This window comes from Fulvivirga maritima (assembly GCF_021389955.1).
GTDB classification, from domain to species: Bacteria; Bacteroidota; Bacteroidia; order Cytophagales; family Cyclobacteriaceae; genus Fulvivirga; species Fulvivirga maritima.
Genome location: NZ_CP089980.1, coordinates 1,211,355 through 1,224,816 on the forward strand (window position 1 = coordinate 1,211,355; position 13,462 = coordinate 1,224,816).

The following is a 13,462-nucleotide window of genomic DNA, read 5'->3' on the forward strand; positions in this document are numbered from 1 at the left end:
CCTTTCCCTATAATAAGATCAAATTATTGCATCAATTTTAAACATAAGATCACCAAAAAATCACTTTTTCATCCTAACATGACTTATTATCCCCCTCCAAAACACTAACATATATTCGGAATTCCTATCCGTATTCCAAAACAGAAAGGGGCTGTATCAAAAGCAGTCACTTGATTAGTGAATGTCAGGTTGTGGTACTCGAAGTGTCTTCCTATTTAAAAAGAGAAAGATTACGAGAGCCAGAGTCTGACTTAAAACTTACTTTTGATACAGCCCCTATAAAATATTGTAAATGCTAAGCTTAGATTAAGCTATCTATCACTGCATTTAGCGTAGAGCTAGGTCTCATAGCCTGTGAAGTAGTCTGGTAATCAGGGTTATAATAACCACCGATATCCTGAGCTTCTCCCTGCACCCCGTTTAATTCATCTACGATCTGTGTTTCTTTTTCACTTAATTCAGAATACACTTTTTCGAAAGTTGCTTTTAAGGTTTCATTTTCTGACTGTGCTGCTAATGCTTCAGCCCAGTATAATGCCAGGTAAAAATGACTACCTCTATTATCTAACTCACCTACTTTACGTGATGGTGATTTTTTATTTTCCAATAACTTACCTGTAGCTTTATCAAGTGCATCCGCCAAGATCTGTGCTCCGTTATTATTATAGGCATCACTCAAATGCTCCAAAGAAGCTGCCAAAGCAAGGAATTCTCCTAAAGAATCCCATCTCAAATGGTTTTCTTCAATGAACTGTTGCACGTGCTTAGGGGCTGAACCTCCTGCACCTGTTTCGAACAATCCACCACCATTCATTAATGGCACGATAGAAAGCATTTTAGCACTTGTTCCAAGCTCCAGAATAGGGAATAAATCAGTTAAGTAATCTCTCAACACATTACCTGTTACTGAGATAGTGTCTTTTCCTTCTTTTACTCTTTTCAAAGTAAATTCTGTAGCTTCTACCGGTGACATGATTTGAATATCAAGCCCTTCAGTATCGTGCTCAGGAAGATATTTATTTACTTTTTCGATTAATTCAGCATCATGAGCTCTGTTTTTGTCTAGCCAGAAAATAGCAGGAGTATCAGTAGCTCTGGCTCTGTTTACTGCTAGTTTAATCCAGTCTTGAATAGGAGCATCTTTAGCCTGACACATTCTCCAGATATCACCAGCTTCTACCGTATGTTCGATAATAGTCTCTCCTGCATTATTGATTACCTTAACAGTACCATCAGCAGGTATTTCAAAAGTTTTATCATGAGAGCCATACTCTTCTGCCTTTTGAGCCATAAGACCTACGTTAGGCACTGTACCCATAGTAGTAGGATCAAATGCGCCATTCTTTTTACAGAACTCAATGGTAGCATCATATACACCAGCATAACTGCTATCAGGTATTACCGCCTTAGCATCTTGCTGCTGACCTTCTTTGTTCCACATCTGGCCTGATGTTCTGATCATAGCAGGCATAGATGCATCTATAATTACATCACTAGGTACATGCAGGTTGGTAATTCCTTTATCAGAATTTACCATAGCTACATCTGGTCCTTCAGCTAATGCTTTTTCAATATCAGCTTCTACTTCAGCTCTTTTATCATCAGGAAGGGTTTTAATTCTGGCTATAACATCTCCTAATCCATTATTAGCATCAGCACCTACTGATTTTAAAGCTTCACCATGTTTTTCAAAAACATCAGCAAAGAATACTTTTACAGCATGTCCGAAAATGATAGGGTCAGAAACCTTCATCATAGTGGCTTTCATGTGTAGAGAGAACAATACTCCTTTAGCTTTAGCATCAGCTATTTCTGCTTTAAGGAATTCTATCAGTTTATTTTTGCTCATTACAGTAGCATCAATTACTTCACCAGCAAGCAAAGCTACTTTTTCTTTAAGCATCTGAGATTTTCCTTCTTTATCTACAAATTCGATTTTCACACTACCATCAGCTGGTACTGTAACTGACTTTTCATTGGCTCTGAAATCTCCTTCAGCCATAGTAGCCACGTGAGATTTAGAATCAGAAGACCATGCCCCCATGCTGTGAGGGTTATTTTTAGCATATTGCTTTACAGATCCTGGAGCTCTTCTGTCAGAGTTACCTTCTCTAAGCACAGGGTTAACTGCACTACCTTTGATCTTATCATACCTGGATTTTATATCCTTTTCCTCGTCATTTTTCGGTTCTTCAGGATAATCAGGCAATGCGTATCCTTGTGCCTGCAATTCTTTAATAGCAGCTACCAACTGAGGTACAGAAGCACTGATATTTGGTAATTTAATGATGTTAGCTTCAGGGTTTTTAGCCAAATCACCTAGTTCAGAAAGGGCATCAGCTATCTTTTGCTCATCAGTAAGCTTTTCAGGGAAGTTAGCTATGATTCTTCCTGCCAAAGAAATATCTCTGGTTTCGATGTTTACGCCGCTTTGTCCGGCAAATGCCTTTATTATTGGTAAGAATGAATGAGTTGCCAGGGCGGGGGCCTCATCAGTTATGGTATAAATTATTTTAGCTGTGTTTTCACTCATGATCTCTTATGCCATTTTTGATTATTGAATATGTCTTAAACCTTATTTAAAGGGCTGCTAAATTAACAATTTTAAAGGTGGTATCTAAATGTCGAATTAGATTAATGTGTTACCATTAATGAACTTAATTTTTAGGTAATCTGTAGTATCTTTAAGCAAATATATTCTCAAATAGTTATGTCATTTCTCTTTTTTATTCACTTGATTTTATTGCCTTTTTCCACTCCCAGCACAGCAGATGTTGATGTTTGTATAAGTTCGGAAGAAAAAAAAGTTATATGAAATAATAAACGAATACCGCAAGGAAAAGAAGCTTGCTCCTCTTCCATTTTCATCTAAGCTCACTGCTGTAGCTCAAGCTCATGCTAAAGATCTTTCTGAAAACTATGCCTTTGACCCCAAGGGAAAATGCAACCCTCACAGCTGGTCAAAAGAGGGTGCTTGGACACCCTGCTGCTACACAAACGACCACAAGCAAGCTCAATGCATGTGGGATAAGCCTAAAGAAATAGCTGGCTATGAAGGTTCAGGCTATGAAATAGCCTATTACAATAGTGGTGGCGCCAAAGCTGATAAAGGACTGGAAGGTTGGAAAAAAAGCCCCGCACACAACCCTTTAATTATTAATTCAGGAATGTGGGAAAAAGCCCATTGGCAAGGAGTAGGAATAGGGATTTATAAAGAGTATGCAGTAGTGTGGTTTGGAGAAGTTGCAGACGAGCAAAATCAGATCATCACCTGCAACCTCAACTAAGCTACTAGAGATTAGTAGCTTTCATCTTCATTAGGGAAATCTCCAGCCTTCACATCATTAACATAATTGGCTGCAGCCTCAGTCATAATGGTCTGTAAGTCTGCATAACGTCTCAAAAACTTAGGTTTAAAGTCTTTGTTCATGCCCATCATATCATGAACTACAAGCACCTGACCATCTACATTGCCACCGGCACCAATACCAATGATAGGTACAGACACCTGCTCAGCCACTGTTTTGGCCAAAGCCGCAGGCACCTTTTCTAATACAATAGCAAAACAACCTAGCTCTTCAAGAAGCTTAGCATCACTAATTAATTTATTAGCTTCTGCTTCTTCTTTTGCTCTTACAGAGAAGGTTCCAAATTTATTAATAGACTGTGGTGTAAGCCCTAGGTGCCCCATAATAGGAATACCTGCACTTAATATTCTTTTCACAGACTCTTCTATTTCTGCCCCTCCTTCAATTTTTATTCCGTGAGCTCCAGTTTCTTTCATTACTCTCACTGCAGAACGAATGGCTGTTTCCGGATCTCCCTGATAAGTACCAAAAGGCAAATCAACTATAACCATAGCTCTCTTACTAGCTCTCACCACAGAAGCCGCATAATAAATCATGTGATCAAGAGAAATAGGAAGGGTAGTTTCATACCCAGCCATGACATTAGCTGCCGAATCACCAACTAAAAGCATCTCTACACCGGCTTCATCAAGAATACGAGCCATGGTATAATCATAGGCGGTGAGCATTGATATTTTCTCGCCGTTATTCTTCATTTCCCGAAGACGCTGAATGGTAATCTTCTTTATATCACTTTTATGTACAGACATGTAATTTTTATTTTGTATTTGGAATCACAAACTTAAAATTTGTTCCTTCCAATTCCTCACTTCTCACCTGAATTTCAGCATTAAGCTTGTCAGCCACCTTTTTCACTATATAAAGCCCCAAACCTGAGCCTTCACTTTTTTCAGTAGCTCTATAAAACATGTCAAATATATGAGGCAGCTTAGAGGCTTCTATTCCCTCTCCATTATCCTCAATCTCCAGTACAGCCTTTTCCTCATCTACCTGCACATCTACCTTAATATAAGAATAATCTTTATGCTTTGAGCGATATTTAATGGCATTAGAAATCAGGTTGTTAAGTATGATCCTGATTCTTGTTAAGTCAGAATAAAACTCTATCGGTTGGTGTACATTGGTTACAATTTCTAGCCCTTCATTATCTCGAGTGTAATAGTAACTGGTAATGCTACTATTTATTTCCACCATAAAGTTAATAGACATATGAGGATCATTGATCCGGTCATTTCTGGATATGCTGAGCAAGTCTATCACTAGTGCATCTAGCCGCTTAACACTAGATTCTATTTTAGCTATACACTCTGCTTTTACCTTTTCATTTTTTTCCAAACGAAAAACATCTATTAAGCCCAAGATGGATCTAAGCGGAGACCTTAAATCATGAGAAGAATGGTATATAAAGCTATCCAGCTCAAAATTAACTTTTTGAAGCTCTATCAGGCTAGACTTGGTTTCTGTAATATCTTTAATGATACAATCTACCACTCCTTCTTCTTCATAAAGAATGGCTCCGAAGGAAATCCATAAAGATGAACGCCCCCAACCCTTTATTTCAAGTTCGAGATCATCTATACTACCCCCCTCTTTTAAGAGTTGATATATTATTTTGGAGTTTTTTTCTCCAATTATATCCTGGCATTTAGTCCTATGCCTTTCATCTACAGTAATGAAAAACAGGTCCCAAAACTTTTCATTAGCTTCTAAAATAATTCCTGTGGTAAGGTCATTCCTCACCATGGCTATCATAGAGTTTTGAAACAGATTTCTATATTTATCACCTCCCAGCTTAGTATACCCCTTTTGCTCTTTTAAGGCAGTAACATCAGTATAATACGCTTTCGCCCATATGGCCTCTCCCTCAGCATTTCTTTTGAGAGTAGCCTCTGATTTCATCCATAAATATTTACCTGTAACAGGCCGAACACGAAATATCTGCTCATAGGTAGTGATTATACCATTAATAAAATCTACCAGGTGATTAATGACCTTATTTAAATCTTCGGGGTGGATGTGTTTGCGCCACAGGCCATCCATAGGTATAACTTCATCCGGTGAATACCCGAACAACTGGCGCATTTGAGGGGAAAAATAAAGCCTATTGTTTTCAAAGTCCCATTCCCAAAATATAGCTTTTCCCTCTTGCTTAAGGTCAGCTCCCTCTCCTTGTCGTATGACAAAGTCTGGCTTATCCAGCCGCTCCAGAAGATCTGTAACTTGAACAAATTTCAATGTTTTATAAGAAAAAGGTTATTTAAAAAATAAGTTATGCTTTGAACACAACAGGCTAAAAATTACTTAAAATTATTGTAAGTATACAACCTTTTTGTTTTTGTCTAACTCTACCGCTACATGATCATTAATAGTAGTAGCAAGCTCATAGCCAGCATACTTGGTGGAGATAGGAAACTGAGTATGACTTCTGTTTACTAATACAGCCGTTTCTATTTTCTTCACTTTTACATTAAGAAATGCTTTAAGACTGTATGCCATAGTTCTTCCAGTATTCATAACATCATCGATCAGTACAATACACTTATTCTTTAGCGAGGCATTATCACAATCTAAACTGATATCACTTTGAGTAGGAGCAAATTTATCCAGGTTTAAACCTATTAATTTCACTTTAAAACTTGCTATAACCTCCAGATCATTTTGTAATAACTTAGCCAACTCATACCCTTGAGAGTGTATTCCTGCTAATATTATTTCTTTCTCCTGAAAATTGTTTTCATATATTTCATACGCCATTCTTTTTATTTTTTGGCGTACCTGATCATCCGTTAGTATTAAACTCTTCTCTTCCATAGCTTAAGGTATAGGCATTACTTTACTGTCCTTAAATGTAGAAAGAATTACAAGAGATTGCATGTTATCTACTACTTCTATATTCGTTACTCTTTCTAACATCAGCTTTTGGTAAGCAGCTATATCCTCAGCAATAATCTTCAAAATAAAATCTCCCGATCCTGTAACATGATGACACTCTATAATCTCATCTATCTCGCTAATACTTTGAGTAAATAACTCAATATTATCCTTATTATGTCCTTTCAGAGTAACCATCACAAAAGTACTTACTCCCAACCCAACCTTTTGAGTATTCAGTTTTGCATGATAGCTTTTTATAATGCCCGACGTTTCCAATTTCTTCACACGTTCCAAAGTAGGGGCAGGGGAAAGTCCTATCTCTTGAGCCAGTTGTGCATTTGTAATTTTAGCATTGGCCTGCAAAATCCTTAGTATCTTAAGGTCTATCCTGTCTAATTTTACTTTATCCTTCATTGATTTACCAAATAATATTTGGTGCGAAGATAGCCAGAAATTGTAAGGATATTGAACTAAGTCTGCAATATTGCAAAATAGTTTTTCAATGTTTAACCGTTAATCTAAATGCTTTTTGGTCGTCTCCAACTTTAGATTTCAACACATAAAGGCCATTATTTAAGTCGCTAACCTTAAATTCTATCAGTTGATATCCATTTAGGCTAGAAAAATCATATTGCTTTACGACCTGACCTCTTATGTCATATAAAAAGAAGCTCCCTGAGGTTTCTTCTGCTGTCACCACTCTTAAGAAAACAGCGTCAGGCGAAGGATTGGGCCTAGGCGGTAATACTACAATATCTGATGCTCCACTACTTTGAACACATTGTGTATTATTACTCAAATTTGTATCAGCAACCCCCCTTACCAAACCAAAGGCTGAAATACACAAATACTCAGCATTTAATCGATTAATAGTGAAATCTAAGGTAATGTTTCTTTGCTGACCAGGTAATAGTTCAAGAGGAATAATTCGTTCGATAATCACCTCATTCCCCATATCTACATCAAGCCTGATGCTATCTAATGAGATGGTTCCATTATTTCTAAGATTAAGAATTATGGCATCGTTCTGATAAAAAACGTTAGCCAGCTCTAATTCAAGATTAGGATCTAATACGCTAATAATCTGGGATGTAGTATCTGTACACTGCTCAGCACTGAAAGCAACCAGATCCACCCAGTAATCGGCCTCCTCTACAAATGTATAAGACACATTTTCATCTGTACTCTCTGCCACATCTCCAAAATACCATCTATAGCTCTCTGCTCCAATTGATTCATTAGTAAAATCAACATCTAAAGGAGGGGCTCCAAAAGTGATAGATGGGCTAAACTGAGCAATAGGAGCTTCATAAATTGCCAAATCGGATTCGCCTTCATAGGTACAACCATTTTGGGTATCAACTAACAAGCTAAGCTCATAGGTACCTGCATTATCAAAAGCATAATAAATAGATGAGTCAGACCCAATCACTACATTTGAATAACTCCACTCACGCACAGATGCGGCATCAGTACCGTAATCTGTAAGATCATAAATATGAGTCTCTGAATTATCACAATTAAACTCTGAAGCAAATGATAAATTGGGTACTGGGTTAACTGTAATAGTTTTGTATTCTGTAGCCGAACATAAATTCTCAGAAGTTACGGTTAAACCTATGTTATAGTTTATGGGGTATTCAAATGTAATACTTGGATTTTGCTCACCACTGTAAACTCCACCAAGATCCCAAGCCCAAGAGATATTATCAAACCCCAGTACGGGTTCGCTCAAATCTGTAAATTCTACTTCTTCATTTAAGCAAAGCTTATCATAGCTAAAATCCACTTCAGGAGCCGGGTTAACCACCACTCTTTGTTGGAGGGAATCTTTACAGCCATTAGTCGTGGTTACCGCTAACTGCACATCATATCTACCATCCTCTGTAAAATTATGGGTAGGGTTTCTCTCCGTTGAGAATTCACCATCGTCAAACTCCCAATTCCAGGCTTGTAGGTTAGCATCACCAACTTGGGTAGCATCAATAAACTGAGTAAGCGAGCCCTCGCAAGCCAATTCATTACTAAACTGAACGTTAGGCAACTGGTAAACACTCACACTCCTGGTTAAGTCTGACTCACAACCAACATCATTGGTCACATTAAGCGTAACATCAAAAGTACCGGGGTCTCCATATTCAAAAAGTGGATTTTCCAGGCTAGAGGTATATCCATTGCCAAAATCCCAATCATAATCCGTGATATTTCCCTCCGACTGGTTACTAAACTGCATCGGGGTGCCTACACAGTCATCATTCACCTGAAAAGCAGGAACGGGACCTTCATTTATATTGGTAAGCACATCAGTAGCTTCTGCAGCACAGCCAGGAATACTGGCGATTAGTTTTATTTCCTTATCACCCCCACTAGGAAACTCATAATTAAGGTTTTGGGTATTATTAACAGAGTCACCATTTACCTGCCACTCCCACGACAAATTACCTTCAAAAGTATCTTCTGTGGTATTAGTAAAAGTATAAACATCATTGGTGCAAACCAGCCCAGTAGGTAGATCAAAAGAGGGAACCGGCTCATCATATATCGTAATGTCCTTCTCAACAAAATTGCTACAGCCATTAGCGCTTTCAACTGATAAGTTAACCGTATAATCCCCTGAAGCAGCATATTGATTACTCGGATTTGCCTCAGCAGACGTGTTAGAATCTCCGAAAGACCAGTCGTAGGAGGTGATATCCCCTGAGTTGTTAATATTAGAGAATTCTACTGGGGAGGTGGAGCAGATGGTTTCGTTATTGAAGTTGATGTCTGGGGCTGCCTCTAGCTTAACCTTCACAAAGTCACTGAATCTAAGTATATCTTCGCCTAAAGACTTCGTTAATGTTATAGTATATCTACCTGAGGTATTATAATTTATAACATTTAACGCATTCTCTGAAATAGGAACCGAAGAATTACAAAAATCATCAAATGTAACTTTCAAAATATTATTTGTATTAAATTTTGTAAAAAAACCTACCAATCTAGATCTGTTAGTCTTTATAACATTAAGTGACCAACTTGCATTAGATCCTGTAGCTCCCAAGGAAGATACTTGAGCTTCCTTTTCAAAGGCCTCTCCAAAATCAAGTGAATACATAGCTCCATTTCTTGTAACTACTAGTGCAGAGTAAACTCCTCCCTCAAATAATATTTTTGGGCCCGTAGGTTGTGTTATGGTGCCATCAATATATATTATTTCTTCGATCACAGCACTCAGATTATCCTTATCAAAGTCTATTCTAAATAGCCCCTGTAAGGACCCCGCCAATATAATCCAATGATCATTTTTAGCAATCATATCAAAGCTTGCCAACTGAGAGGCTCCGCTTATTGTAATATCTTGGTTTGTAACCGGAATGGATATATCAAGAACAGAATAACTTAAATAAGTTATTTTGTTGTTAGCAAAATTGGATATAAACAAATTAACCTTATTGTCATAGACCTTTGCCTTAATACAGTTAGGATTACTTAGAATTGCAGATCCCAAATCCAGCCTCTCTACTACAGGAGAGTTTGAGATTTGAGCACCAAAATTTAATTTCAAGATGCTATTGGATGAAAAGCCTACTAAATAACCAATATAGTTTCCATCCAAATTTATTAGATCAAATGAAATAGGTTCCTGAATTATTCCTTCAGGAAGTATTACCTCTTCTCTTTGCCCCAAAAGATTCATTTCATCATCAAGCTCAATAAAAAAAAGCTTGCCATTACCTCTATTAGGTATAAATAAGTAGTTATCTGCAAAGGAAAAACAACGAGCTTCAAAAGGAAGAGATAAAGACGACAATGATAGAGTAGAAAAATTTGGAATTAATTCGCTAACCTTTTCTGAACAATAATCCCAATCATACGATTCTCCTTCCACTTCGTTATGTGTGCTTATTAAAAAATTTTCGCCCTTACAGACACTATCAGAAAGAATAATACCTTGAGCAAGACATTGCAGTGATGTACTAATTAAAATTATTGATATGACGATAAATTTCATTTAAACTTTAGCTCTTAAAAATTATTCATCTTGTTGGCAAAAAATAAACAGAAAACACAACCACTAAATAGCAAATAATCAATTAAAGGGTAGCATATTTCTATTCCAAAAAACTTACTATCATACATTTTTTCAGTCAAATAAATTCTACCAAAGATGTCTAATAATAGATTCACCAATAAAAAAATTGAACTTCACTTTTTTAAAAGATATCTGTAAGTCAACTTTTGTTATCTAAATAGCTATAAACTGTCTAGAATTCAATGTTTAATTTTTTATTCACAGCCAAGTAATTTGAAGTCAAAAGTATTTCGTATCTAGGGTCATAATCTATTTTACTAATACCATCATTTATCACTCTATAGATATCAAAATCAGCTAATAATTCAAAAAAGTCTTTTAGATACGTCTTTGAATTATAATTGGCAAAACTGAATTCAAATTGGATAAAGTATATGTAAGGTAACATATTTTTTGAACCGTGAAAGACTTCAAGTTCAAATCCTTCAACATCTGCTTTTAAAAAATCAATTTGACGAATATCATTCTCATAGCAGAAATCATCAAGAGAAGTAAGTGTGATTTCCTCTGATTTGTCTAATTTTTGATTAAAACCTGTATCCATTCTTTCAAATACAGAGGCCCAACCTGACCCCTCCGTATCAAAATATAGCTTTCTTCGTTCTTTATTAGCACCAAGACCTAAATTCTGCAAATGAACTTCATTAATATTTCCCAGCTTAGAATTTAGTTGTTTAAAAGTGAACCTTGACGGTTCAAAACAATAAATATCCTTCTCAAAAGAAAATTATTTCAATAAGATGTCGGTATACTTTCCATTATTAGCACCTATATCAAAGATCACCTTTTTCCCTTCTGAGTTTATAAGTTGATTTGCAATTAATTTAACAAGGTTAATCTCACCACTTGATTCAATCATCCCACCCAACCCATAATTCATTCCCCTCAAGCTTATTCTGTACAACCTCTCAAAAAGTGGTTGCATTATTTTTTTACCAACAAAGAAATCTTTTATACTCATAAATAAAACCTCCTAATGTATAAACTTCACTTGTCTTAAATACTAACAGAACTCTTAGCACAATTCTATACTCCCGTTTTATAAGGGTAATTTTCATACTTCCAGACTCAGTCTGGTTTCTAATAAAATAAAACTAAGGTAAAATTCTCAAGCCATGCAGTATATATTTAACCAATTTCTTAACATAGCTTTGCTTAGGATTATTCGCGAAACACACATTTTCAAACACTCTATTTACACTATCAAATGCTTCCAAACCCTCCGCCTTCTTTAAGTAATATTCTTGCCATGTTTCTTGTTCCCAATGCTGAAAATATTGCCCGCCTCTTTCCTTTGTTTTTCTCCTAGTAAGCCATCTCAAATGTATTTGATTTGCAGATCTTAATGGATAATGTTTAATCTCAATTGTGTTTTCACACACAATCCCCATGTGAGTAGGCCAGATCTTATCCTTCTCCCATTTCAAATTTTTCCTATGCTTGATCATACGAGGCTCACTCCATGCATAAGGACTAAAATGCGTAATATGCTTTAAATCAACCTCAAAATCCCCTGTAAATCGAATATCTTCAGTCTTATTTAAATCAAAGCTAAAATCCACCTTTTTACCATTAATATAATGAAAACAACCTATTTGCTCACTAATAAACTTTCTAGGATTACCTCTGTAAATTTCATCAGAATCTTGAATGCCCCACCAATCACCATCAACCCATTCATTTTTAAATGAATTAAATATTTCTGCTCTCACCCCATCTGCATATGGCTCATTATCATGCTTAAATGGAACAATTTTAGAATTTGATAGTGCAAGTTCTTTTACATTTCCCCATGTACCATTAGTACTCTCATTATCGTATATTATGACTTTGTCTGCCCACTTACTTGCCAGGTTAAGTGAAGGCAACAATATCCCTTTCATTCTTAATTACTGTTGTGGCATAGATTTTAAAGCTTCTCATGCATTCAATATTTTATCATAGAGATTCTCCACTACTTCAAATGATCTATATTTCAACGCATTTTTCACAAAATATCCATGATCTCTGATTTCGACAATTTTATTTATTTTATCCATTTTAGATTTAAAATAGGTATCTTCATCCATCATATGGATATTTAATGTTACTCCCAAATGATTTCTTTCTAAATAATTCATTTCATCTCCAACTCCTTCAGTAATCAACACAGGAAGTCCTGCGGCAAGGTATTCACCAACCTTAACAGGAGATAAATATTTTGACACTTTTGTTTTCCTATAAGGGGCAACAGCAAAATCGGCAGCACTTAGATAAGCATTAACTTCTTCATGTGGAACAAATAACTTTTTCACATTATTGCTAGAAATAGCATATAAAAAGCATTTTTTTCTAAATTCTTCTTCTTCAATATTAGAAAGTATAATAACAAATAAGTTGTCATTATAATATGATAGCATTTTTTTCAGCAATATAAATATCTCATCACCATAATATATACCTCCAAATTTACCTACATAAATAGCTACCTTTGTTCCACTAGGAATATTCAAGTTTTTTCTAACATCTTGGCTTTTATAAGGGTCGTAGAAAAATTTTTTTATATTTACCCCACAAGGAGCTGTAAACACCTTATCTGGGGCTACCCCCTCCTTCTTCAAAAAAGATTCATAATTTTCACTTACAGTTAAAATGAACTTGGCTTTCTTTTTTATTTTTCCCTCCCAGTGCTTCTGTGCAATAAATCTAGGGTCATATTTACTCCAGGTACCGGTTTCTAGCATATAATCTGCGTGGGGTTCAAAAGATTCTACAACGAAAGGTAAGTCATTTTTATTCGTTACCAATAGTGCAAGGGCCCCAGCAGGTGCCCCTCTGGCAATAATTAAATCAACAGAATTGTCTTGGCAAATTTTTAATATTTTCTTTGGAAATGTAACAAAGTCTATAATCTTTGTAATCAATGTTAGATGATAATTTTGACTCAATAATGGGTAGTATACAATACCACTCTCTTTTAAGTAATTAACCTTTTCGACACTTCCCATTTCTCTCTGCGTATTTGTAAATATTAATGAATTAACCCTATCATGCTTACTTAGAATAGAGAGGTGTGGAAATATAGTAGCAGAAGTAAGAGGATCATCAAGATTCCAATACCCTATAAAAAGTACATTCATTTTTTTCATTAAACAATATTGATCTT

The 13,462-nt window shown here is 35.9% G+C and carries 11 protein-coding genes; 1 reads left to right on the forward strand and 10 read right to left on the reverse strand.

The features are described from left to right. Positions 1–301: 301 nt before the first annotated feature. The gene (locus LVD15_RS04960) at positions 302–2,533 is read right to left on the reverse strand and encodes an NADP-dependent isocitrate dehydrogenase (protein ID WP_233779200.1); all 2,232 of its coding nucleotides are present in this window, start codon (positions 2,531–2,533) and stop codon (positions 302–304) included. 286 nt (positions 2,534–2,819) lie between these two features. Between LVD15_RS04960 and LVD15_RS04965 the strand changes: the two genes are divergently transcribed. Beyond that, positions 2,820–3,287, forward strand: coding sequence for a CAP domain-containing protein (locus tag LVD15_RS04965; RefSeq protein WP_233780934.1), 468 nt, complete (start codon positions 2,820–2,822; stop codon positions 3,285–3,287). A gap of 11 nt (positions 3,288–3,298) precedes the next feature. Here LVD15_RS04965 and panB read toward each other — a convergent pair whose 3' ends face one another. From panB to LVD15_RS05010, 9 genes are all read right to left on the reverse strand, one after another. After that, positions 3,299–4,117: a 3-methyl-2-oxobutanoate hydroxymethyltransferase gene (panB, locus tag LVD15_RS04970; RefSeq protein ID WP_233779201.1), complete on the reverse strand. Its 819-nt coding sequence runs from the start codon at positions 4,115–4,117 to the stop codon at positions 3,299–3,301. 7 nt (positions 4,118–4,124) lie between these two features. Further along, positions 4,125–5,603 (reverse strand): PAS domain-containing sensor histidine kinase, encoded by a 1,479-nt coding sequence (locus LVD15_RS04975; RefSeq protein WP_233779202.1) that lies wholly within the window; start codon positions 5,601–5,603, stop codon positions 4,125–4,127. 72 nt (positions 5,604–5,675) lie between these two features. Next, complete coding sequence (locus tag LVD15_RS04980; protein WP_233779203.1) at positions 5,676–6,179, reverse strand: phosphoribosyltransferase family protein; 504 nt, start codon at positions 6,177–6,179, stop codon at positions 5,676–5,678. A gap of 3 nt (positions 6,180–6,182) precedes the next feature. Further along, a complete protein-coding gene (locus LVD15_RS04985; protein WP_233779204.1) occupies positions 6,183–6,656 on the reverse strand; it encodes an Lrp/AsnC family transcriptional regulator in 474 nt (157 codons plus the stop codon). 85 nt (positions 6,657–6,741) lie between these two features. Continuing rightward, entirely contained in the window at positions 6,742–10,236 is a 3,495-nt protein-coding gene (locus tag LVD15_RS04990; protein WP_233779205.1) for a PKD domain-containing protein, read from the reverse strand. A gap of 253 nt (positions 10,237–10,489) precedes the next feature. Next, positions 10,490–11,026, reverse strand: coding sequence for an FkbM family methyltransferase (locus tag LVD15_RS04995; RefSeq protein ID WP_255763405.1), 537 nt, complete (start codon positions 11,024–11,026; stop codon positions 10,490–10,492). Positions 11,027–11,044: 18 nt separating this feature from the next. Then, the gene (locus LVD15_RS05000; RefSeq protein ID WP_233779206.1) at positions 11,045–11,278 is read right to left on the reverse strand and encodes a hypothetical protein; all 234 of its coding nucleotides are present in this window, start codon (positions 11,276–11,278) and stop codon (positions 11,045–11,047) included. Between the two features lie 133 nt (positions 11,279–11,411). Beyond that, a complete protein-coding gene (locus tag LVD15_RS05005) occupies positions 11,412–12,200 on the reverse strand; it encodes a glycosyltransferase family protein (protein ID WP_233779207.1) in 789 nt (262 codons plus the stop codon). 36 nt (positions 12,201–12,236) lie between these two features. Next, positions 12,237–13,445, reverse strand: coding sequence for a glycosyltransferase family protein (locus LVD15_RS05010; protein ID WP_233779208.1), 1,209 nt, complete (start codon positions 13,443–13,445; stop codon positions 12,237–12,239). Positions 13,446–13,462: the final 17 nt, after the last annotated feature.